General features: G+C 55.6%; 23 protein-coding genes. 8 read left to right on the plus strand and 15 right to left on the minus strand.

What is annotated here, in order from left to right:
• Nucleotides 1–729 precede the first annotated feature (729 nt).
• Nucleotides 730–1,452 (plus strand): glycoside hydrolase family 25 protein, encoded by a 723-nt coding sequence (locus AUQ42_RS05175; RefSeq protein ID WP_068518044.1) that lies wholly within the window; start codon nucleotides 730–732, stop codon nucleotides 1,450–1,452.
• Between the two features lie 253 nt (nucleotides 1,453–1,705).
• On the opposite strand, the gene AUQ42_RS05185 is transcribed toward AUQ42_RS05175, so the two are convergent.
• The 3 genes from AUQ42_RS05185 to AUQ42_RS05195 all read right to left on the minus strand — a co-directional run bounded on the left by AUQ42_RS05185 (nucleotide 1,706) and on the right by AUQ42_RS05195 (nucleotide 3,563).
• On the minus strand, nucleotides 1,706–2,290 hold the full coding sequence (locus tag AUQ42_RS05185) for a YceI family protein (protein WP_068518046.1): 585 nt from the start codon (nucleotides 2,288–2,290) through the stop codon (nucleotides 1,706–1,708).
• Nucleotides 2,290–2,886: a cytochrome b gene (locus AUQ42_RS05190; RefSeq protein WP_068518273.1), complete on the minus strand. Its 597-nt coding sequence runs from the start codon at nucleotides 2,884–2,886 to the stop codon at nucleotides 2,290–2,292. The genes AUQ42_RS05185 and AUQ42_RS05190 overlap by 1 nt, the downstream gene beginning before the upstream one ends.
• Nucleotides 2,887–2,969: 83 nt before the next feature.
• The gene (locus tag AUQ42_RS05195) at nucleotides 2,970–3,563 is read right to left on the minus strand and encodes a YceI family protein (RefSeq protein WP_068518047.1); all 594 of its coding nucleotides are present in this window, start codon (nucleotides 3,561–3,563) and stop codon (nucleotides 2,970–2,972) included.
• 35 nt (nucleotides 3,564–3,598) lie between these two features.
• Here AUQ42_RS05195 and AUQ42_RS15775 point away from each other — a divergent pair, with 35 nt between their 5' ends.
• Complete coding sequence (locus tag AUQ42_RS15775; protein WP_156480840.1) at nucleotides 3,599–3,913, plus strand: hypothetical protein; 315 nt, start codon at nucleotides 3,599–3,601, stop codon at nucleotides 3,911–3,913.
• A 120-nt stretch (nucleotides 3,914–4,033) separates the two neighbouring features.
• On the opposite strand, the gene AUQ42_RS05200 is transcribed toward AUQ42_RS15775, so the two are convergent.
• From AUQ42_RS05200 to AUQ42_RS05215, 4 genes are all read right to left on the minus strand, one after another.
• A complete protein-coding gene (locus AUQ42_RS05200) occupies nucleotides 4,034–4,480 on the minus strand; it encodes a DUF2155 domain-containing protein (protein WP_068518048.1) in 447 nt (148 codons plus the stop codon).
• A gap of 8 nt (nucleotides 4,481–4,488) precedes the next feature.
• Complete coding sequence (locus AUQ42_RS05205) at nucleotides 4,489–4,776, minus strand: hypothetical protein (protein ID WP_231856686.1); 288 nt, start codon at nucleotides 4,774–4,776, stop codon at nucleotides 4,489–4,491.
• A 123-nt stretch (nucleotides 4,777–4,899) separates the two neighbouring features.
• Complete coding sequence (gene mlaD / locus AUQ42_RS05210) at nucleotides 4,900–5,352, minus strand: outer membrane lipid asymmetry maintenance protein MlaD (protein WP_068518050.1); 453 nt, start codon at nucleotides 5,350–5,352, stop codon at nucleotides 4,900–4,902.
• 160 nt (nucleotides 5,353–5,512) lie between these two features.
• Nucleotides 5,513–5,875 carry an NADH:ubiquinone oxidoreductase subunit NDUFA12 gene (locus AUQ42_RS05215; protein WP_068518051.1) on the minus strand — a complete coding sequence of 121 codons (363 nt, stop codon included), beginning with the start codon at nucleotides 5,873–5,875 and terminating at the stop codon, nucleotides 5,513–5,515.
• A 938-nt stretch (nucleotides 5,876–6,813) separates the two neighbouring features.
• Between AUQ42_RS05215 and AUQ42_RS05220 the strand changes: the two genes are divergently transcribed.
• The 3 genes from AUQ42_RS05220 to AUQ42_RS05230 all read left to right on the plus strand — a co-directional run bounded on the left by AUQ42_RS05220 (nucleotide 6,814) and on the right by AUQ42_RS05230 (nucleotide 11,512).
• Complete coding sequence (locus AUQ42_RS05220; RefSeq protein ID WP_068518052.1) at nucleotides 6,814–10,527, plus strand: vitamin B12-dependent ribonucleotide reductase; 3,714 nt, start codon at nucleotides 6,814–6,816, stop codon at nucleotides 10,525–10,527.
• A 102-nt stretch (nucleotides 10,528–10,629) separates the two neighbouring features.
• Nucleotides 10,630–11,199 carry an isochorismatase family protein gene (locus AUQ42_RS05225; protein ID WP_068518053.1) on the plus strand — a complete coding sequence of 190 codons (570 nt, stop codon included), beginning with the start codon at nucleotides 10,630–10,632 and terminating at the stop codon, nucleotides 11,197–11,199.
• Nucleotides 11,200–11,302: 103 nt separating this feature from the next.
• The gene (locus AUQ42_RS05230; RefSeq protein WP_068518054.1) at nucleotides 11,303–11,512 is read left to right on the plus strand and encodes a DUF3185 family protein; all 210 of its coding nucleotides are present in this window, start codon (nucleotides 11,303–11,305) and stop codon (nucleotides 11,510–11,512) included.
• A 487-nt stretch (nucleotides 11,513–11,999) separates the two neighbouring features.
• Here the strand turns inward: AUQ42_RS05230 and AUQ42_RS05235 are convergent, their stop codons facing one another.
• Complete coding sequence (locus AUQ42_RS05235; protein WP_068518055.1) at nucleotides 12,000–13,052, minus strand: helix-turn-helix domain-containing protein; 1,053 nt, start codon at nucleotides 13,050–13,052, stop codon at nucleotides 12,000–12,002.
• 262 nt (nucleotides 13,053–13,314) lie between these two features.
• Here AUQ42_RS05235 and AUQ42_RS05240 point away from each other — a divergent pair, with 262 nt between their 5' ends.
• A complete protein-coding gene (locus tag AUQ42_RS05240; protein ID WP_068518056.1) occupies nucleotides 13,315–14,163 on the plus strand; it encodes a class III extradiol ring-cleavage dioxygenase in 849 nt (282 codons plus the stop codon).
• Between the two features lie 83 nt (nucleotides 14,164–14,246).
• Here AUQ42_RS05240 and AUQ42_RS05245 read toward each other — a convergent pair whose 3' ends face one another.
• From AUQ42_RS05245 to AUQ42_RS05260, 4 genes are all read right to left on the minus strand, one after another.
• Nucleotides 14,247–14,972, minus strand: coding sequence for a copper resistance protein B (locus tag AUQ42_RS05245; protein ID WP_068518057.1), 726 nt, complete (start codon nucleotides 14,970–14,972; stop codon nucleotides 14,247–14,249).
• Between the two features lie 6 nt (nucleotides 14,973–14,978).
• Complete coding sequence (locus AUQ42_RS05250; RefSeq protein ID WP_068518058.1) at nucleotides 14,979–16,769, minus strand: copper resistance system multicopper oxidase; 1,791 nt, start codon at nucleotides 16,767–16,769, stop codon at nucleotides 14,979–14,981.
• A gap of 83 nt (nucleotides 16,770–16,852) precedes the next feature.
• Nucleotides 16,853–17,419, minus strand: coding sequence for a plastocyanin/azurin family copper-binding protein (locus AUQ42_RS05255; RefSeq protein ID WP_156480841.1), 567 nt, complete (start codon nucleotides 17,417–17,419; stop codon nucleotides 16,853–16,855).
• 140 nt (nucleotides 17,420–17,559) lie between these two features.
• Nucleotides 17,560–17,922, minus strand: a complete 363-nt coding sequence (locus AUQ42_RS05260; protein ID WP_068518059.1) for a hypothetical protein — start codon at nucleotides 17,920–17,922, stop codon at nucleotides 17,560–17,562.
• Nucleotides 17,923–18,094: 172 nt separating this feature from the next.
• Here AUQ42_RS05260 and AUQ42_RS05265 point away from each other — a divergent pair, with 172 nt between their 5' ends.
• The gene (locus tag AUQ42_RS05265) at nucleotides 18,095–18,514 is read left to right on the plus strand and encodes a secondary thiamine-phosphate synthase enzyme YjbQ (protein ID WP_369813518.1); all 420 of its coding nucleotides are present in this window, start codon (nucleotides 18,095–18,097) and stop codon (nucleotides 18,512–18,514) included.
• A gap of 6 nt (nucleotides 18,515–18,520) precedes the next feature.
• On the opposite strand, the gene AUQ42_RS05270 is transcribed toward AUQ42_RS05265, so the two are convergent.
• The 3 genes from AUQ42_RS05270 to AUQ42_RS05280 all read right to left on the minus strand — a co-directional run bounded on the left by AUQ42_RS05270 (nucleotide 18,521) and on the right by AUQ42_RS05280 (nucleotide 22,022).
• Nucleotides 18,521–19,141 (minus strand): TetR/AcrR family transcriptional regulator, encoded by a 621-nt coding sequence (locus AUQ42_RS05270; RefSeq protein ID WP_068518061.1) that lies wholly within the window; start codon nucleotides 19,139–19,141, stop codon nucleotides 18,521–18,523.
• Between the two features lie 96 nt (nucleotides 19,142–19,237).
• A complete protein-coding gene (locus AUQ42_RS05275; RefSeq protein ID WP_082817747.1) occupies nucleotides 19,238–20,965 on the minus strand; it encodes a phosphoethanolamine transferase in 1,728 nt (575 codons plus the stop codon).
• A gap of 157 nt (nucleotides 20,966–21,122) precedes the next feature.
• Entirely contained in the window at nucleotides 21,123–22,022 is a 900-nt protein-coding gene (locus AUQ42_RS05280; protein WP_068518062.1) for a DMT family transporter, read from the minus strand.
• A 290-nt stretch (nucleotides 22,023–22,312) separates the two neighbouring features.
• On the opposite strand from AUQ42_RS05280, the gene AUQ42_RS05290 reads away from it, so the two are divergent.
• Complete coding sequence (locus tag AUQ42_RS05290; protein WP_068518275.1) at nucleotides 22,313–22,777, plus strand: RidA family protein; 465 nt, start codon at nucleotides 22,313–22,315, stop codon at nucleotides 22,775–22,777.
• The last annotated feature ends 52 nt before the right edge of the window (nucleotides 22,778–22,829 follow it).

Below are 22,829 nucleotides of genomic sequence, written 5' to 3' on the forward strand. Positions count from 1 at the left end.
GGGCGCGTATCTTCCGGCACCAGCCAGCTGGCCCATTCGGCCGAAAAACTGGTCGATGAAGCCCGCTCGCTTGATCAGGCGGTCGAAAACTTCCTGGCCGACCTGCGTCAAAGCGCGACCAAATGACCGCGCTTTGATCCCTGCGGATATTTCCGCCCCCGCTTTCATCCCCCGGTGCCCGCCACCGGGGGATTTTTGTCTCCCCGGCATGTCTCCCTGTCCGCCCGCTTGGTGCGTATTGACCCGCTTGTCTGACCGCATTTCCGACAGCATCTCCGACGACAATTCGGATCACGCTTCGGACGGCCCCGGACCTGTTTCCCTGGCCGTTTAGCAGGTCGTGTCTCTGGCCATTTCAATCGTCCCTTCACTGGTCGGCTTCTCTTGTCACGTCCCAGGCCCCGTCTCTTGCCACGTTTCTGGCCACGTCTCTAGCCACGTCCCCGGCCGCTCCCGTCTACCGCCCTCCGGACCGCTTCCCAAACTGCGTTCCAAACCTGCCCCGCCCGCAATCACGCCCCGAACATCGCCGCCCGTCACCCTGACAAGCTCCCCACGTTCCGGGCGTGTTTCAAAACACGGATCACATCCTTTGGGGCAAACAGTGTACCGATCCATGCGCCATATGGCTCTGGCCTGATTGTGGTCTTGGATTTACACTGAGTGCGACTTCAGTTCATTGATCGACCGGCCGCCATGCGGTCATGGCCATCGGAAGGACGGAATATCATGACGCCTTCAACCAGTCTGAACACGGTTATTCGCCATGTTTTATCGGGCATCGCGATTGCGGCACTCCTTGTGGCCTTCAATCCGCTTGATGTTCGCGCCGATGACCGGAACCCGTCCCTGCATGGCATTGATACATCCCATCACAATGGCGATATCGACTGGCAGAAGGTGCAAAATAACGGCATTGCCTTCACCTTTGTAAAGGCCACCGACGGGCTGGATTATCTTGATCCGACCTTCACCGACCATTTCGCTGCCGCCCGCAAGGCCGGGCTGTTGCGCGGGGCCTATCATTTCTATGAAACCAATGATGACGGTGCCGGTCAGGCCGACTGGTTTATCAAAAACGTCACCCTTGAACCGGGGGACCTGCCGCCGGTTGTTGATATCGAACGGATCAAACCGCCGGTAAAGGGCGATCTGCATCAACAGTTCGAAACCTTCCTGACCAGACTGGAAACCCATTATGGCCGCCGCCCGATCATCTATACCGGCCCGACATTCTGGGAACATGCCATGAAGGATCATTTTCCCGGCAATCAGCTATGGATTGCCGAATATGGCGTTGATCAACCGACCATCCCGGTGGAATGGGCCAGTTGGAGTTTCTGGCAATATACCGAAGAACTCAGCGTGCCGGGCGTACCGACCAAGGTTGACGGCACCTATTTCAACGGCGATCACGCCCATCTGCGCGCCATGCTGATCCCGGCCAAATAGCCCCCCGTCACACAGCTTCAGGCACATAGCATCACATACTGGCACGTTCACGCTGGCACATGCATACTGGTATCAGCCCCCCGAACGCCACAGACAACAAAGGACGGAAAGCATCCTTTCCGTCCTTCATCATCAGCAATTTTTTATTAGCAGTTCCGGGCCTGCCCCGATGCCCGATGCCCGATGCTTCACGCTTTGCCCCGGCAACCCCGACCGCATCGGCTGTCATGACAGGGGGCTGGCGTCTGCGGCGTTATTTCGACGCCGCAATCGTGATATTGATCGTCACGTCATCGCCAACCTGGCTGGTATCGGCCCACTGGCCCTGCCCGACGCCAAAATCGGTACGTGCGATAGTGACGCTGCCTTTTGCCTCGGCCTGATCGCCAGTGATCATCAGATCAAATGGCAAGGTCACTTCACGCGTCACATCACGGATCGTCAGATCGGCGACCGCCTGATAGCGGCCCGGTTCGATCTCGGAAAACGACTTGGTTTCAAATTTGGCGGTTGGCCATTGTGCAGCATCAAACCAGTCGGGCGATACGATCTGGCTGTCGCGGTCGCCATTCTGGGTATCGACCGATGCAATATCAATCAGCACCTCGACCGAGGATCCGGCAAGATCGTCTGGCGAAAAGGCAATGGTTGCGGTGAAATCTTCAAACACCCCGTCAAACCCCGCACCCAGCTGTGTTCCGGTAAAGGCAATCGTGCTTTGGCTGGCATCAACAACCCACTGGTCGGCGGCCTTTGCCGGGGCGGCAAATACCATAAGCGATGCCACGAACGCGGCGGCAAGCGGGCGCATCAGTGTCGATTTAAAAGTCAAACCCATCAGGAATTCTCCTTGGCAGTCGTATTGGCGCCGATATCGGCATTGTCATTGCCGCCAAACGCCGGCAACATCCGGCGCAATGTGGCATCGCGATCAATAAAGTGATGTTTCAGGGCCGCACACACATGTCCGCCAACCAGGGCAACAATCACCCAGGACAACACGAAATGCGCAGTCCTGAGACTTTCAAAAAGCCCCTGATCCGGCGCGACAAGGTTTGGCAATGTAAACAGTCCGAAAACACTGACCGGGAAATTGGCCGCGGACGACATCATCCAGCCAGTCAGCGGCATGGCAATCATCACCCCATACAGGCCAAGATGCCCGATCTTTGCCGCCAGCCGTTCAATCGCATGTTTGCCCAGTGCCGCGGGTGTCGGTTCGGACAAACGCCAGATGATCCGCAAAACTGCAAGCATCAGGATCGTCACACCAAGCGATTTGTGCCGTGACATCCATTCAAGTTTGGCCATGCCAAGCGGCAGGAAATCCATATACCAGCCGATGGCAAACACACCGATAAACAGTGCGGCAACAATCCAGTGCAGGCTTTTGGTCACGCTGCCAAAACCGTTGCGGTGACTACGCAATGCCATACCCATCCCCTTCCACGCAGAAGACGAAAATGGCAGGCCGGCCATGATGCCAAACCCGCCATTCTCTTTTAAAAAAAGTCGGCTTATTTCTGCTTCAGGAATTCCGAAGAAATCTGCAATTTGACGTCATCGCCAACGCCCGGAACCAGGAAGTTCATGCCATATTCCGAACGGGTCACGGTACCAGTCGCGCCAAAGCCGACAACATGATCGCCGGTCATCGGATGATCGCCTTCACCGGTCAGGGTAACATCAAGAACCAGCGGCTTGGTTTCGCCAAGCAGGGTCAGATCACCGGTGATTTTGGCTGCATTGTCGCCAACCAGCTCGACCGAGGTGCTTTTGAACGTCGCGGTCGGGAATTTTTCAACATTCAGGAAGTCGGCGGTTTTCATATGATTGTCGAGCGCCTCGACACCGCTATCAACCTGGTTAAGGTCGATCGTGATGATCGCAGCCGATGCTGCCGGGTTTTCACGATCAAGGGTCAGTTCGCCCGAAACACCGGCAAAACGGCCCTGGAAATTCGAAAAACCAAGATGGTTAACAATAAAGATCACGCTGGTATGGGTCGGATCAAGCTTATAGCTTTCTGCCGCCTGTGCCGAAAAAGCAGCTGCCGAAAGACCGGTTGCAAGTGCCAGTGCAAGACCGGCTTTTTTCATCGCTTTGAACATTGTCTATTTCCCTCAATTTCGGATCGCGATCCGCAATGCTGCGTCGCAAAACTTGTGGCATGAGGATGACAGTCAAACAACCGGCTCTCAAGCCGGTGCTGCGGCAACATATATTTTCTATTCAGGAAACAATATCCGGCGCTTTTGCCATATTTGGGACAACATCCAAACAATCAAATATTGGTTCGCCCGACCTTCTCGACCCTGAAACGGCGCAAAACCGCCAAAAACCGAAATCCCGCCCGCAAACCACATATCGTCACGGCCTGCCTCTATATTCCGGCAAAATGGCACGACTGGGTCCGTTCCGTGAACGATCAAGCATTCACCTAAAGACACCAAACAGATGACGGAAAAACCCAGGATCAGGAGCCCGCTGCCCGAGTGCCCGAGAGCACAAGGCTGATGACAGCCTTACATCCATGCTTGTATGGCTGCCATATTAAGGCTGCGATCTTATGGCTGCAATCTTATGGCTGCTCGGGGGCCGGTTTGCCCTGTGCGGCTTCGGGTTTGGAGTCGTCCGCATCCGCCGGATCAAGACATTCTTTCAGCCACACATCGTAAACCGGATGTTCAAGTGCCGAAAGACCGGGGCTTGATGCAAACATCCATCCCGAAAACAGTTGTTGGCGCGTCGCGTTACCATCATCGCGCACATCGGCGATCTCAAGGAAGGTCGCACTTTCCGGGCGTTCTTCGGGCGGGGTCCGGTAACAGGCATCGACCCGGATCGACAGGGTGCCGAAACTGGCAACCTGCCCGACCGGCACTTCAAAAGTCGAAATGCGGGCGGTAATTTTATCAAGCCCCTGAAGCTGGGCAACCGGGGCCGGACGATAATCAAGCGCGGCATAGGCCGTTCCGATCATTGCACATGTCGAACAGATCGCGGCAATCGCAAAAGATCGTTTCATCTTGTTATTCAGTCCTGTGTGTCGCTGGTATCATAGGGATTGTGCAATTCGGCCACGAGATCGCGCATCACCTTGCGGAATTGCTCCTCGTCGCAGCCCATCAGAAGTGCATCTTCAAGCGCATCCTGCATCATCTCGCGCAATTCGCCGAAATTGTCGTTCAAAACCTTGATCTTTTCCACGCAGGACAAAGGCGACCCGTCTGTCGCCTGCCAGGTTGGAAAATGTTCCATCTGTTCGGTTTTCTTCATCGAACGCTCCGACATTTCTTGCACAGCAGACCATTTTACTGCCATTGCCCGGCACCCTGCCCGGCAAAACCGGCAAAATCATGACCGGTTTGATATTTCCCTGCGAGTTGCAAGGCCACCATTCCCGAACTGGTCACAATGTCCCGTCACAATATGGTGTGCTTGTGCCTATTCGCTGCTACTGGTCGAGGAATAAATAACCTGACCAATCAGATCTTCAAGATTGACCGACCCTTGCGTGTATTCGATTTCACCACCGGCCTGGATCATGTCGATATCCCCGCCCGGCTCGATCGATACGAACTTGCCGCCCAAAAGACCATCCGATGCCACCTTGGCCGAACTGTCCATCGGCAACGACAGGTCCGCGCGCACCGACATTTTGACAACCGCCATATAGGTATCGGGATCAAGTTCCTGTCCGGTAACGCTGCCAACCTTCACGCCGGAAATCCGCACGTCGTTGCCCACGACCAGACCATCAATACGGTTAAAGCTGGCTTTGATTTCATACCCTTCTACCGTGTCGATCCCCGCACGGCTGTATGAATATGCTGCAAACCCGATCGCGACTGCGATCACCGCAGCACCTGCAAGGGTTTCAATCAGTCTGTTGCTCATGGACCTTATCCGATCTGTATCTCTTTGATTGGCATATTGTATTGCACAGCGCCAAAACACAACCGCCCAAAACAGAACCACTTAAACAAAAAGCAGGCCCCGAAACAAAAACGGGCGCGAGTTGCCCCGCGCCCGCCTGAATTTTCAAATTTCCGGCTGATCAGCCTTCCGGCGACCAGGCCTGATAATCGCCCGTCGCTTTCGCGCGCTTGCCACCGCTATATTCGTGGCCCTGCGGGCGATATGCGTGTTTGGTCCCGGTCAGGTTCGGCAGATGCTCTTTCTGCCAGTCATAACGGTCCTCGGCCTTCTCCGACAGCGGCGCATCAAGGGTATAATGCAGCCATGCATGCCATTCGGCCGGAACTTTCGATCCTTCGTCAACGCCCTTGTAGATCACCCAGCGCTTGGTGCGGCGGCCCTTGGCCGGAGTCTTTTCGGTGTAATAGACATTGCCGAAACGGTCTTCGCCAACGCGCTTGCCAAACAGCGCAGTATAAATACGGGTGCCGACGGTGGCCATGTTGGGTCTCTCTCCAGATTTGGTTTGTCCGCCAGACTGAAACCGGCGGAACAGGGGTCATGCGGTGTGAACCCTGTCGAACAAGTGACTTATATGTCGTGATGCGGTTTGAAAGTCAATGTTTCAAGGACATCGACCCGCCCCAAATCACAACATTTGCCCGCAGCCCGCCCCGCCACCACAAGCCGCCTCAACCCCGACCTGAACCAGCACGCCGCGACAGTGCCATTTATCGGTTCAAAACAACCCACAACTGCTTGTAGTGCGACGACTCATTGATCCGCATATATCTGGGGCGTCTGTCCACCCGGTTATCCACAATCACACACATATATATGGTATGGGCTGTTGGCTGATATCCGCGGATTTGCGCCTGCGATAAAATCAATACTTTAATATAAATATCAAACTGTTATCATTACCGCATGTGCTAAGAACATCATTGTTACGGCACATTTTCAGCTTCGCACTGGAAATGAAACGCAAACAGCGTTAGCTTGGGTTCGTGTTCGGGAAAACCGATCCTTCCCACACAACATCTAGTCCGAGTCTTAGGACAGGCACACAATCTCGCGGTAACAGAAACCGCAGTTTTACAGGCCCTTAGCCCTGATTCAGAGATTGTTAACACGAATCCCACCAGCATCGAATCAGCAAGACAGCAACCGACCCACTACATGTTGTGGTAAAAATTGCTGTCAACCACAAAGATTAGTGGACTGTGGCGAAATTTTGCCATTATAGTCTTCCCCACGGACCGGATGGTTCCAAGGGGGGACCACACCACCGAATTCAGATAGATGCGAGGCGCCAAAAACACCGGAAAATATCGGGTATTGGGGCAGCGCAAAAGCGATGAGCAAACTATATAAAGTCAGGCGATGTTGGCGCATTACCAGATAGCGCCCCCTCACGTCTGATCAAAACCGGAGCAGACCATGCGGATTACCAGAAAGTTCACTCAGGACGGTGTCAGCCCTTACGCCGACATCGAGTTTCGTAAGTCATCTTCTGTCATCAAAAACCCGGATGGTTCCGTTGTTTTTGCGATGAATGACATCGACATGCCCGCTTCCTGGTCACAGGTGGCGAGTGACGTTCTGGCTCAGAAATATTTCCGCAAGGCCGGCGTTCCGGTTGCCCTCAAACCGGTCAAGGAAAAGGACGTCCCGTCCTGGCTGTGGCGCAAGACTGCCGACACCGCCAAACTTGACAAAATGCCGGCTGAAAAACGCTACACCAGCGAAACCAGCGCGACCCAGGTCTTTGATCGCCTTGCCGGCACCTGGACCTATTGGGGTTGGAAAGGCGGCTATTTTGACGCCGAATCTGACGCGCAGGCCTTCTTTGATGAAATGCGTTATCAGCTCTCCCACCAGATGGGTGCGCCGAACTCTCCGCAGTGGTTCAACACCGGTCTGCATTGGGCCTATGGCATTGACGGCCCGGCACAGGGTCACTCCTATGTTGATTTCAAAACCGGCGAACTGACCAAATCGGCCAGTGCCTATGAACATCCGCAGCCCCATGCCTGCTTCATCCAGTCGGTTGCCGATGACCTGGTCAATGAAGGCGGCATCATGGATCTGTGGACCCGTGAAGCCCGTCTGTTCAAATTTGGTTCGGGTACCGGTTCGAACTTCTCGAACGTTCGCGGTGCGGGTGAAACCCTGTCGGGTGGCGGTCGTTCTTCGGGCCTGATGAGCTTCCTGAAAATCGGTGACCGTGCTGCTGGCGCGATCAAGTCGGGTGGCACCACCCGCCGTGCGGCCAAAATGGTCGTGGTTGATATCGACCATCCGGATATCGAAGAATATATCGACTGGAAAGTCGTTGAAGAACAGAAAGTTGCCGCCCTTGTTGCCGGCTCCAAACTTGCTGAAAAGCACCTGACCGCAGTTCTTGCGGCCTGCACCAACTGGGACGGTGCCGCAGATTCGGAAGACCGTTTCATTCCGCGCGCCAACCCGCAGCTCAAAGAAGCTGTGCTGGCAGCCCGCGCTGTGATGATCCCGGATTCCTATATCAACAAGATCATCGAATTCGCCCGTCAGGGCTTCACCGAAATCAGCTTCAAGACCTATGACACTGACTGGGATTCCGAAGCATATCTGACCGTTTCGGGTCAGAACTCGAACAACTCGGTTCGTGTGTCGAACGACTTCCTTCAGGCTGTTCTTGATAACGGTGACTGGAACCTGATCCGTCGTATCGACGGCAAGGTCGCAAAAACCATCTCTGCCCGCGAATTGTGGGACAAGGTTGGCGAAGCAGCCTGGGCCTGTGCCGATCCGGGCATCCAGTACGACACCACCATTAACGAATGGCACACCTGCCCGAATTCGGGTCGCATCAATGCGTCCAACCCGTGCTCGGAATACATGTTCCTTGATGACACCGCATGTAACCTCGCATCGCTCAACCTGATGAACTTCCGTTCCGATGATGGCGGCGTTGATATCGAGGCCTACGAACATGCCGTTCGTCTGTGGACTGTGGTTCTGGAAATCTCGGTTCTGATGGCACAGTTCCCGTCCGACCGTATTGCCGAACTGTCCTATCGTTACCGTACCCTTGGCCTTGGCTATGCCAACATTGGCGGCCTGCTGATGAGCATGGGCATCCCTTATGACAGCGACGAAGGCCGTGCAATCGGTGCGTCCCTGACCGCGATCATGTGTGGTATTTCCTATGCGACCTCGGCCGAAATGGCTGGCGAACAGGGTCCGTTCCCGGGCTATGCCGACAATGCCGATGAAATGCTGCGCGTCATGCGCAACCATCGCCGTGCGGCTTATGGCGAACAGGAAGGCTACGAAGGCCTGTCAATCAATCCGGTTCCGCTGGTTGCTGCTGACAGCCCCTATGCCGATCTTCCGGTTGCAGCGCGTGCTGCATGGGACAAGGCACTGGAACTGGGTGAAAAGCACGGTTACCGCAACGCCCAGACCACCGTTATTGCGCCGACCGGCACCATCGGTCTGGTCATGGATTGCGACACCACCGGGATCGAGCCGGACTTCGCCCTTGTGAAGTTCAAAAAGCTTGCTGGCGGCGGTTACTTCAAGATCATCAACCGCACCGTTCCGGTTGCACTTGCAACCCTTGGCTATACCGAAAACCAGATCCGCGACATTGAAAAATACGCGGTTGGTCACGGAACCCTCGTTGGTTCGCCGGCCGTCTCCCATGACGATCTGCGTGCCAAGGGCTTCGATGACGACGCCATTGCCAAGGTTGAAGGTGCACTTAAAAACGCATTCGACATCAAGTTCGTCTTTAACAAATACACCTTTGGCGATGATTTCTGCGTCAACACCCTGGGCCTCGATGCCAAAGCCATCAACTCGATGGACTTTGACATGCTTGCCGCTCTTGGTTTCGACAAGAAACAGATCGAAGCAGCCAACACCTATGTTTGCGGTTCGATGACCCTTGAAGGTGCCCCGCATCTGCGTGACGAAGACCTTCCGGTCTTTGATTGTGCAAACCCGTGCGGCCGTATCGGCAAGCGTTACCTGTCGGCTGAAAGCCACATCCGCATGATGGCAGCAGCCCAGCCGTTCATCTCGGGTGCGATTTCCAAAACCATCAACATGCCGAGCAGTGCTAACATTCAGGATTGCAAGGACGCCTACATGCTCTCCTGGCGCCTGGGTCTGAAAGCCAACGCTCTGTATCGTGATGGCTCGAAACTCAGCCAGCCGCTCAACGCTGCCCTGGTTGAAGAAGACGATTACGCCGATCAGCCGACCGCTGCCAAGGCAACGGCCGTGTCTGAACAGATCGTTGAAAAAATCATCGAACGCGTCATCCGCGGCGAGCGTCGCTCGCTTCCGGGTCGCCGCAAAGGTTACACCCAGAAGGCCACCGTTGGCGGTCACAAGGTTTACCTGCGCACCGGTGAATATGAAGATGGCAAGCTTGGCGAAATCTTCATCGACATGCACAAGGAAGGCGCTGCTTTCCGCTCGCTGATGAACAACTTCGCAATCGCGGTTTCCATCGGCCTTCAGTATGGCGTGCCGCTCGAAGAATATGTCGAAGCCTTCACCTTCACCCGCTTTGAACCGTCGGGTATGGTCTCGGGCAACGATGCGATCAAGATGGCAACCTCCATCCTTGATTACATGTTCCGCGAACTCGCCATCTCTTACCTTGGCCGTAACGATCTCGCCCACGTTCAGCCGTCCGACATCCTTCCCGATGCCGTTGGCGAAGGTGTCGCCGAAGGTGATCTTGGCGAAACCGCCCAGAAAGCCGGCGATCAGGCGATCGAAACCATCCGCAAGGTCGCATCAAGCGGCTTCGTACGTCGCAACCTCTACGTTGTCGATGGCGGTGCCCAGACCGAAGAACGCGTTGTCGAAGTCAAGTCCACCGGCACGGACGGTCATGGCCATAACCACAGCCATGAAACCACCGCAAGTGCCGCAACCACCGCGACCCCGTCCGCACCGCAGACCTCTGCGATCCTGACGGCAAGCGAAGAAGTCATCGCCAAAACCGATGACAAGATGGACAAAATTCGCGAAGCCCGCATGAAGGGCTACGAAGGCGACGGTTGCCCCGATTGCGGCAACTTCACCCTGGTGCGTAACGGCACCTGCCTGAAATGCGACTCTTGCGGCGCGACCACCGGTTGCTCCTAAGGGTTACGGCCCGAACGACTTTCTGATCTGATCAGCAAAACGGCCGGGATTTTCCCGGCCGTTTTTGGTTTGCCCCGGCCCGTCAGACAAGGAAACACCACCATGCCCCTTCCATCGCTTGGCCAAGACACCGCCCTGATCATTCTAGATGTGCAAAAGGCAATGGATCATTCGCGCTGGAATGCCAAAAACAATCCCGGTTATGCCGATGTGATTGCCAAATTGCTCGCGGCCTTTCGCGCCGCCGACCTGCCCGTGATCCATATCCGCCACGAAGAAGCCAATCCGGCTTCAAGCTTCTATGTCAACGGCCCCGGACAGCCGTTCAAGGACGAAGTTGCGCCCATTGCCGGTGAAACCGTCTTCGCCAAGCAGCAAAACTGCGCATTCGTCGGCACCACGCTTGAAAAACACCTGCATGATCATGGAATCAAACGCCTGATCTTTACCGGTGTGGTCATTCATAATTCAATGGATGTCACCATCCGCATGGCCCATTGTCTGGGCTTTGAAAACTGGTTGCCGCTCGATGCGACCACGGCAATCGATGTGACCGATGCCAACGGCAAAACCTTCCCGGCACAGGATGTGTTTGATCTTTATGCCGCCGTTCTGGCCTCCGAATATTGCCAACTGACCGATGCCGATACCGTGATCAAATCCCTGCCCTGACACCGTGTTTTTGACGCGTCGGGAACAAGCTTCCCGATTGCGCGTTATCAACCCTGTTCAAAAGTTCTGGCAAACGGAACCGAAAAAAACAGGAGCAAACATCATGTCGATTGGCCGCATTCTTGGCGTTGTTATCCTTGTGATTGGCGTTGGCCTTCTGGTGACGGGCTATAACGCATCGGAAAGTGCTGTGGATCAGATTTCCGAAACACTGGTTGGTCGCTATACCGATGAAACCATCTGGTATCTGATCGCCGGGATTGCCGGCATCGTCGGCGGTGTCTTGCTGATGCTGTTTGGTCGCCGTCGCTAATTCTCCCCCCGACAGCCTGTTGCCATCGCCCTCGGCCCTCCCCCCCCACTGAAACGCGGGCCTTGGCGGCAGGCTGTTACCCTTTTTTCCCCTCACGTTCTGACCTCGGGATCTGATCGCGACACTGTTTCGTAAACGAAAACACGCAACATCCCAACGTCCCCCCGGTCAACATCACCCGGACTTCCCGACCGATCCCGGAATTGGCAAAGCACCCGCAATCCCTGCCAGACGCCCAATAGCAGTTCGCCCGCAGCCCCCCGGAAAGCCGATCTTAGGCGCCGCAGCTCTGGCATACCCTCCCAATAGACCATCCGAACACGCCATCACCACGACACGACGCGCCCTCTCCCCCGCTTTCAACTCAAGACCCGCGCTCCGACGCCCAAAGCTGGTTTTCCCTTACAAGCCCGGCCCGCACCAATCTTACCCGGTCCAGCACATGGCCGCATGTGCATCTGGAATTACGATGGGTGGTGCATGGCCGTCAGCTCAGGCCGTGGATCCAGCTTTCATAGCGATGATCCAGCAGATCATTTTGCGGTTTGGTCGAACGCGGTACATGTCCGGCCCGCACATCCCCCGGCGTCACGTCATACTTGGCGCGAAAGGCCCGGATAAAGCTGGCATCGGTCGCATATCCGCATTCAAGGGCAATGTCATAGATCGAACTGCTGCGCCGTGCCGGATCGCTCAGCAAATGCAACGCATGGCGCAGGCGCATATCGCGCACAAACTGGTTCACGCCGCCATATTGCGCAAACAGCTGATACAAAACACTGCGCGACACCCCAAGATCGGATGCCGCACGTCTTGCGGTCAATTCCGTCGACAGCATATTGGCCCGCAAATAGCGCCGCGCACGTACCAGTTTATCAAGATCCTGGCGAAAACCTGTATTTTGCGCCCCAATGCCCGATGCATCATTCATGCAGGCAGCTAGCATCATGACGATGGTTTTCTGCATCACGGCAATCTGTTCGTCACTCATAACATCAACATGGCGATGCAACGCCAAAATCTGGTCATGCAGGATCCGCACCAGCGGATCGCGTTCCGACAAAAAACGCAGATTGTGGTCATCGGGATTTTTAAGCTGATCTTCCAGAAGCCGACGTGGCAAAAACAGATGCAGGGAATTGAAATGGCTGGTCTGAGCTTCTGTGGGCTGGGCCAGATCAAGCAAAAGCAAGCCGCCATGGGAAATCGTATCGCCGCCAAGTCCTTTTTCCGCCGCAACATGCCCGCTGGTAAAAAGCTGCACATTGTAATGGTCAAGCCCGTCCCGGCCTGCCATTTGGGAGGATCGGACAAAGTTCTGGGGTTGGCTTTTCGCCTGCACCATCACCATGTCCTTGTGGCACCATGAATTCAGATCGGCGCTAAAGCCGTCCTTGCGATCCTGCCGAGGGGCATCAACCGAATAGACGCAATTGATGCTGTCCTTCCAGACTTCAAACTGCTGGTCGCGTGGAAGCGCATCAAGCGAGAAAACCGATCTTTCCAATATCCGGCTGCCAAGTGGCGGCTGCTGGTCCATTCAAAATATGCCTCGGTGGAACAATGACTTGCCCCAGATTGATGCAATTCCGTTTCATTATCAAGACCACCGGTCATTTATATCGCACCCTGACGGCAAACCGGCGGCAAATCCCGCCTGTTTGCCCCTGCCTTTTTACCCCAGCCCGTTTACCCCTGCCTGCTTGCTGGCAACAGACTGTTGCCAAACCGGGTCTGGTCTTGCTGCCCGCAGCGGCGCATAGTCATGGCAAATGATGCAATTCTGACCAAGGTAGTCCGCCATGACTGACACCGCGATCTCCCCGTCCCGGCCGGATCAATCCGTATCGCAAGACCGGCATAATCTGGCCCCGATCTTTATTTCGCACGGCTCGCCGATGCTGGTGGCGCGCCAACGCACGCCGGCATTTGATTTTTTTGTCGGCAATCTTGGCCGTCATACCGATGGCGTGCGGGCCATCCTGATGGTTTCCGCCCACTGGCAAACAGCCGAACCGACCATATCGACCGCTGCGCGTCAGGAAACCATTCACGATTTCTATGGCTTCCCGCAGCCTCTTTATCAGTTGCACTATGACGTTGCTGGCGATCCGGCACTGGCCCGCCAGATTGCCGATCAGATCGGCTGTGCCACAGACAATGCGCGCGGTCTTGATCACGGGGCCTGGATGCCGCTGATCCTTGCAAGGCCCAATGCCGACATCCCGGTCTTCCAGCTTTCCATGCTGGCCCATGGCGGTCCGTCCGATCATTTTGAACTGGGCAAAAAATTGCGCGGTTTGCGCGATCTTGGCGTTCTGGTGGTGGCAAGCGGTGCGATGACCCACAATCTGCGTGCGCTTGATCGTCACGAAGGCCCGATTGATCCCTGGGCGATCGAATTCACCACCTGGATGATCGACCGGGTCAAGGCCCATGATATTGACGCCCTGCTCGATTATCGCCGCCTTGCGCCCCATGCCGCCATGGCCCATCCCGAAGACGACCATCTGATGCCGTTCTATGTCGCCCTTGGCGCCGCATCCGATGATTTCGCCCCCGATGTCATCCATGACAGCTATGAATTTGGCAATCTCGCCATGACGGCCCTTCGTTTCTATGGACCGAACGAGGACCGCATTGCAGCCTGATCAAGCTACCCGCCTGATCTGCCGGGTCTTGCTGATCCTCACATATAAAAAGGGCCGGAAGGAAATCCTCCCGGCCCTTGTTTCTAGAACATCAACCGAAGCCCCGTGACGATATAGGTCGCCTCGAAATCCTCGCCGTCTTCCTTGGCAAAGTCGGCGGTATCGCCAAATTTGCGTTCATAGGACACCCCGATATAGGGCGCGACACTGCGATCAATCAGATCGTAGCTTAACCGCAATCCGATCTCTGCACTTGATATCCCTGTGCCGACTTCAATTTCCCGATCCTCGGAAAAGGCAGCATTCAGTTCAATCGACGGGGTCAGGATGACGCGATTGGTAATCAGCCCCTCATATTCAAGATCAAGCCGTGCGCTGCCATCCCCGGTTTCGCTGACAAAAAGATCGGCATCGACTTCGATCCATTGCGGGGCAAGCCCCATGATCCCGATCGTCCCGTACCAGCGATCCGTGCCCGTCGGGGTATCGAGCCTTATCCCCGCCTTGGCATCGAAAAAGTCACTGATCGGGGTTTGCAGCACCAACCGGTTTTCAAACCCTTCATTGATATCGGCATCAAGGTCGCGTTCGCCCTCGCCCTGCCAGCGCAGTTTGAGCTCGTCCGTTCCCCAAAAGGCATCCGCATCCCAGACCAGCCGTTTTTCATTCTCGTCACCAAGACGATATTCAAACTGTTCGGCCTGGAACCCGTAATAGGTCCGCCCTTCTGCGGCCTGTCCGGTGCCCGGAACGGCGGCCATCACCATGGCGACAAAGCCGCCCTTCATCATCAGATCATGTCGTTTCATGATGGATCAATTCCCGTTCTTCAGTGTCGCAACCGCCGGACCGCCTTCAACCACGACCTTGCGGAACATGCCCGTCGCCATGTGATAGCTCAGATGGCAATGAAACGCCCATTGGCCGGGCTCATCGACCTCGGTCTCGGAATAGACGGTGGTGCCGGGATTGATATTGATGGTGTGCTTGACCGGGTTCCATTTGCCCTGCCCGGTATCAAGGATCGACCACATGCCATGCAGATGCATCGGGTGCGACATCATGGTTTCATTGACAAATTTGAACCGCACCCGTTCGCCGTATTTCAGGCGGATCGGCTCGGCATCCTCGTATTTCACGCCATTGATCGACCAGCTATAACGTTCCATATTCCCGGTCAGGCGCAGCTCGATCTCGCGCGTGGCCGGACGGTCGGCATAAAGCGGCTTTTGCGCCTTGAGATCGGCATAAGACAGGAACTTGCCGCCATTTGCCGCCTTGGGCGTCAATCCGCTGCCCGCCGCATAAAACGGATCGGCGCGATTGCCCATCGCCATCGCCGAATGATCCATCCCCGCCATATTTGAATGGTCCATACCGGCCATGCCGGAATGATCCATGCCCGGCATCGCCCCGGCCGATCCATGATCCATTGCTGCATTGCCCATTGCCGAATTGCCCATTGCCGCACTTCCCGATGGTGCTGCGCCATGATCCATACCGGCCATATCGCCTTTGCCCATATCACCGTGCCCGATGTCACCATGGTTCATGCCCATATCGGCCATGGTCAGAAGCGGTGCCTCCTTGCGCAATTCGGGCATTTCGGCACGCATGCCCTCATGCGGGGCCAATGTGCCAAATCCGTATCCCGAACGGCCCATCGATTCCGCCATGATCGCATAGGCCTTGTCGTCTTTGGGCTGGACAATCACGTCATAGGTTTCGGCAACCGCAATGCGGAATTCATCAACCTTTACCGGCTGCACATTATTGCCATCGGCCTGCACCACCGTCATTTCAAGTCCGGGGATCCGCACATCGAAATAGGTCATGGCCGATGCATTGATGAACCGCAACCGCACCCGTTCTTCGGGATGGAACAGCCCCGTCCAGTTCTGTTCGGGCGACATGCCGTTGATCAGGCCGACAAAGCCCTGCACATCCTCGATATCGGTCGGCATCATGCGCATCGCGCCCCAGTCGGCACGCTCCGAAAGTGTCGCGCCCAGGCCGTTCTTGCGCGCATCCATGATGAAATCGCCAAGGCTGCGCTGATTGCGGTTGTAATAATCAGGCATCATTTTCAGATTGCGCAGGATGCGCTCGCCCGAATGCGGGTGCTTGTCTTTCAGAACCACCACATATTCACGGTCAAATTTGAATGGTTCACGCTTTTGCGGCTCGATAATGATCGACCCATAAGCGCCGTCGGGTTCCTGAAAACCCGAATGGCTGTGAAACCAGTATGTGCCGTTTTGCGAAACCGGAATGCGATAGGTAAAAGTCTCGCCCGGCTCGATGCCGGGGAAACTAATGCCCGGCACCCCGTCCATCTGATAGGGCAGGATCAACCCGTGCCAGTGGATCGACGTTGCTTCATCAAGATTGTTGGTGACATTGATCACCACTTCCTCGCCTTCCTTGAACCGCAAGGTCGGCCCGGGCGATGACCCGTTATATCCGATGCCGTGCGTTTTCATGGTTCCGGTATCGATTTCGACATAATCGACCGTCAGATCATAGGTCGCAGCAAAACTGGGCGCAGACAGCATGACCGTCCCCAGCGCACCCAACAGGGCGCGTAAGACAATGCGTTGTTTCATTTCAAATTACCTGAAAAGGCCGGACAGACGCCCGGGATGGCAGACAAGCCGATCCCGAACGCCCCCGGTCACATCAATGATGATTACTGAAGACGGATTTTGCCCATCATGCCGCTTTCATAGTGGCCCGGCACATTGCACGCGAATTCAAGTTCGGTGTCCTTGGGGAACGTCCAGATCACTTCGGCACTTTGGCCCGGCTCAAGCAGGACACTGTTGGGATCGTCATGCTTCATCGTCATGCCGTTGCCCATGTCCATTTCCATCATCGCCATGTTGATTTTGTCGGCTTCAAGCGCGCCATGCTCCATCATCATGAACATTTCCTTCTGATGGTCTGCATGCATTGCGGCGGTGCCGATATTGAATTCGTGAACGAATTCGCCCTTGTTCTCGATCATGAAGCGTACGGTTTCGCCCGCACGCACAATGATCTTTTCCTGATCAAAGAAATTGTCTTCCATCACGATCCGGATGGTCCGGCGAACATCGGACAACTGGCCGGGCATGCCGATATCGGTCGATGCCCCGCCATGACCACCGCTATGGCCTGCACCGGCAAAGGCCGGGGCCTGCATACCGGCAAGCGCGCCCAAAAGAACGGTCGATGTCGCGATGTGACGGATAAGGGATTTCTTGAAACTGGGCATATCATGCTCCTGAAAATAATCGTCAGAATGATTGCCATCGCCGCATGAAGACATGCGCAAACCTTGCTGCTTTGCCCAACACTGGTCAAACAGACACGGGCCAAACAAACGACGGCGTTTTCTTTAAAACGGGATTATTTTCAGGCGCGCGGCGGCTTGTAGCTGCCATCCGCCTCGGCGGAAACAAGGGTACGGTCCTGCACCCAATAGGTCACAGACGTCACCACCGGCATGAACAATGCTGTGCTGACATGTTCCTCGGCATAGGGACCGCACACCGTCATGCCGCAAATATCGGCATGGGATGAATGCGGATCATGGGACACCGGTTTGGTGACATCGATCGTCACAACATGGTGCCCGTCACCGGACGAACCGGAACCTGCCTGCACGGTGCCATGCCCCGACAGCAGAACTGTCAGGCTGATCAGGATCACAAGCATGCAGGAAATGAAACGCAACGGATTTTCCAGTCGAAAGTTAACGCCCAGATCGTTATTCACACCGGCCGTTTGCGTCAAGTGGCAATATTGTGGCACGGATAACATGCTGAAAACGTGATGTTTTTAATGCACCTGCCAACAAACATGACAGCCCCCTTGTCAGCAACAGATCGCACTTCTACCATCACCGCCAGACCAATTTCCCGTCAATGACAGGCAAGATGAAATGATGCTGCGTCAGGATCAATGCACCCTTGAAATCAAAACCGGTACCCAGGGACTGACTGAAATCACCGATCAGGTGCAATCATGGGTCGCCTCGACCGGCATTGCGCGCGGGCAGTTGACGGTCTTTGTCCGCCACACATCGGCCAGCCTGACCATTCAGGAAAATGCCGATCCTGATGTGCGTCTTGATCTGGAAACATTCTTTGGCCGGCTGGTTCAGGAAAATCCTAGCCTTTATCGCCACACCTGCGAAGGCCCCGATGACATGCCCGCCCACATCAAATCAGCCCTGACCGATGTGTCCCTTACCATTCCGGTTGCCGATGGCTTTGCCATGCTTGGCACCTGGCAGGGCATCTATCTGTTCGAACATCGCCACGCCCCGCATCGGCGCCAGGTCATCCTGCATCTGATCGGGGAATAGGTCCGGTTACGCCGCACATTCGGGTTTGCGGGCCCAAAGTCCGATTGTCTGGACCTCGATCAGTTCGCGCAGCGTCGCACACATGTCTTCGCAGTCGAAATTCTGCGTGCTCATATGTTCGTGGATCGTAAACAGGAACAGCGCCATCAGGCTTTTGCGGATCAGGGTCGGCGACAGATCCGGGTTCAGTTCCCCCGAAAGTTGCGCTTCTTCGATCAGGTCGGTAATCGCCTTGATCAGGCCGCTGCGCTGCATCATGTCATGCACCGCCCCCTTGCGCGGCGCAAAGGTCAGCTGGCGCATGATCACGTTCCAAAGTGTCGGATGAAGGCCGATCTGGGTAAAGCGGTATGACGCCACATGCATCAGCTTATCCACAAAGCACCATTCCGGGTCCATCGTATAAAGACCCTTTTCAATGGCTTCGGCCAGCTGTGTGGTCACACAGCTGATGATCAGTTCTTCCTTGGTCGAAAAGTGATGAAAAATCGTCCCTTCGGCGACCCCGGCCCGCTTGGCGATTTCGCGCGTCGATGCCTCCTCGAAATCACCGCTTTCAAGGATGCCCCGCGCCGCCTCAAGTATCTTCTTACGGGTTTCTTCACGTCTGGTTGCCCGAATGCTCATCGGGGCCCTCCAACTCATCAAGCAAACTCACTGAGTTCACTCAACTAATACGAAGTGCCCCGTCTGTCAATTCCTTGCGGGCCTTGTCCCTGCACCTTACTGCCGTTGCGGACCGGCCGCGGACACTGTTGCAAGGGCCGCTTCAACGGCCCCGTCGCGCCGCCCTGCCATGTCGGCATCGTTGGCGGCACAGCGCGCCAGAATATCCTTGGCCGGCTGATAAAGCGCGGTTTCGACCCCCATGACGCCAAGCACGGTTGAAAACAGATTGTCATGGGAAAACGCGCCATTTTGCGCCTGATCACCAAGGCACTCCTGCCCGACCGCGCGCGCGGTCTGATATCCATCGGACATCCACATCATCATCGGCACATGGGTCTGTTCATCCGGGGCCAGCATATAGGGCGCGCCATGCAGATAAAGCCCGCCTTCGCCAAGCGATTCCCCGTGATCGGACACATAAAGCAACACGGTGTTATAGCGATCCTCATAGGATTTAAGCTTCGCCACCAGTTCCGCCACCACATAATCGGTATAGCGGATCGTATTGTCATAGGTATTGATCAGCTCCCTGGCACTGCAATTTTCAATATCGCTGCGCGGGCAGTCCGGCGCAAAGGCGCGATGGGCCTCGGGATAACGTTTGTAATAGGTCGGCCCGTGACTGCCCATCAGGTGAAAGGCAATAAGCTGATCGACCGGCTTATCTGCCACCTGCTGATCAAGGTTGCGCAACATCACCTCGTCATAACAGGTGCCAAGAACGCATTCTTCGGGAAACGCATCGGCTGAAATCTCGATGCTCGGAATGCGGTCACAGACCCCCTTGCAGCCTTCGTCATTATCCTTCCACAGGACCTTGACCCCGGCACGCTGCAACACATCCATCAGGCTTTCGCTGTGGCGCGCGATTTCGCCATCATAGTTGGCATGATCCATCGGTGAAAACATGCAGGGAACCGAAACAGCGGTCGCCGTGCCACAGGATTGCACATTCTGAAACGCCAGAAGCCCGTCAATCTGACTGGTAAAGGGCGATGTCGGGCGATCATACCCGTTGGCCGCCACACTTTGCGCCCGCGCGGTTTCCCCGATCACCAGAAACATCAATGTCGGCTTGGTCTTCCCCGGTGCAGCAACAAGACGCGCATCCTCGCCGATCTTGCGAAACGGCATATCGGCATAAAGATAGCGCCGCTTGACCAGCTGGATCGTCCCGGTGATGAAATTTGACGGGATGATCTCCTTGCCCAGCACCTTGTTATTGCGCCCGACCGATGCGTAATCCTTGAAATAAAGGCCGCCAATTCCGCCCAGCAACACCAGCGGCACAAGCATCATGACAATGCGCTGCCCGACCCCGCGCAACACTGTCGACGGATAGCGCACCGGCACGATCAAAAGAACACATACCGGCACGATACCGGTCGCCACAAACCACAACAGGGCCGACACACTGAAATAGGATGCCGCTTCAAGCTGGTTGGTTTCGATCACGTTTTCCATCATGCCGCGATCAAACACGATGCCGTATTTCATCATCCCGTAATGGGCAAGCGCACTTGTTGCGATCAGCACCACGAAAAACGGCTTGAACAGATAGCGCCACGAAAACGGCGTAAACACCACAAGTGACGCCAAAATCAGCACAAACGGCGCACTGATCGCAAATCCACGGTCATAGGCACCAAGCGCACCCAGAATGTCATAGAAATGACCAAGCACCCTGGCATTGAGAACCAGCGTGAAAAAGACCGCCAGCACAACAAGAACAATACGATAATCAATCGGTGGAATTTTCGGCATGAACCGGGAACGGGGCATAAAGGCCTACCTGCTATCTGGGCACATCCACCCCGCAGCAGAAAGCGCACCTCAACAGATGCCCTGCGGGGCGATTGGTCCTTGACCAACCCCGCAACATTTAAAGCCCCAACCTGACAGCAACCTGAAAGATGTGCGCTGGCAACAACCGCCCCGGTCAGGCCGATGCACCAACCCGCATCCGGCGCACTTCACGAATACCAAGATAGCTGTGAAGCACCAGTGTCACGATCACCACCGATCCGCAAATCAGTGTCGTGTTGCTTGGTACTTCACCGATAAACAGCCACACCAGAAACGATCCGAAAATCGCTTCGTTCAGCATGATCAGGCCAACCTCGGCTGCCGGTATTTTGCGCGCCCCTGCCGAAATGAACAGAAACGATACCGGCAACACCCAAAAGCCCAGCATCGCCAGCCACAACCAATCCATGCCGGTCACAGTAAACGGCTCCGCTGTTGGCAGCAAAATCACCGCCCCCAGAACAGCGCCCAGCAACATTGCCTTGATTTCATTGATTTCGGGCTTGGCCCCGATCACGTTGAAAAACCCGGCCATGCAGGTCGCCGTTCCCAGCGCCAGAAGATCGCCAAGCGCATTCTTGCCGCCAAACCCGGCCCCGACAATCATGCCCAAAGCCGCCAGCACGACAAAGGATGCCACCCAGGTCCGCATCGGTTGTCCGCGCTTGAAAATGAAGACCCCCATCACCCCGGCAATCAGCGGGGTTGCGGCAATGATCACCAGCGTATTGGCCGCATCGGTATTGCGCACCGACAAAATGAAAAAGATCGTCGTGCCGCAATAAAACAAGGCTGCCGGGATCTCGGTCCTGCCCGGTGTGACCGATTGCAAAACACCTTCGCCGCGCCGCTGCCCTTTCCACAAGGCCAGCATCAGGGTCGCAACACTCAACAATGCCAGACGCCAGAACGACGCCGTCATGTCATCGACTTCAATCAGCCGGATCAACAGCGCATCCGGGCAAATCACCAGTACCCCGATCAGGGCAAGCCACCCGCCATGCAAATTTCCGATCTGGTCGCGCAATGCCATGAAGTCCCCTTTGGCGAACTGGTTTCATTCCAAACATGTGCCCGGCATCTGCCACCGGCACCGGTTGTTGTGCATACAGTTTTGCGGTGCTTTGCCGCCCGGCACAATTTGATTTTTCTCAACTATCGGTGAAATGCGGCACCGCAGCAATGCCCAATCCCTGCCATCGTCATAAATCCCCGATGACCGACGAACCAAAAGAAACTGTTTTGTTCGGCGGTCAGGATCGGTAAGTTTGCCTCAAACGAGGGTTCCGACCCTGTGCCACCACAGTCAGAAGGATGGAAATCATGGCTGGTAAAATCGACGCACGTCTTGCCGAACTTGGCATCACCCTGCCCAATGCCACCGCACCGGTTGCGAATTATGTGCCCTATGTTGTCTCGAACAATCTGGTTCACATTTCCGGTCAGATCACCATGGAAAATGGCGAACTGAAATTTGTCGGCAAACTCGGCAAGGATTATCAGGTCGAAGACGGCCAAAAGGCCGCCCGCCTGTGCGCGCTGAACCTGATTGCCCAGCTCAAGGCTGCGATCGGCGACCTTGATAAAGTCACCCGCGTTGTCAAACTCAATGCCTTTGTCAATTCCGCCCCGGAATTCACCGATCAGCCCAAAGTCGTCAATGGTGCGTCTGACACCATGGTCGAAATATTTGGCGATGTCGGCAAACATGCCCGCTCCGCGGTTGGTGTGGCATCGCTTCCGCTTGGCGTTGCGGTTGAAATTGACGGCATATTCGAAGTCGCCTGATCAAATCGCCGATCACAATTTCAAAGCCGGGCAAATGCCCGGCTTTTTTGTT

Source organism: Thalassospira sp. MCCC 1A02491 (genome assembly GCF_001613785.1).
GTDB classification, from domain to species: Bacteria; Pseudomonadota; Alphaproteobacteria; order Rhodospirillales; family Thalassospiraceae; genus Thalassospira; species Thalassospira povalilytica.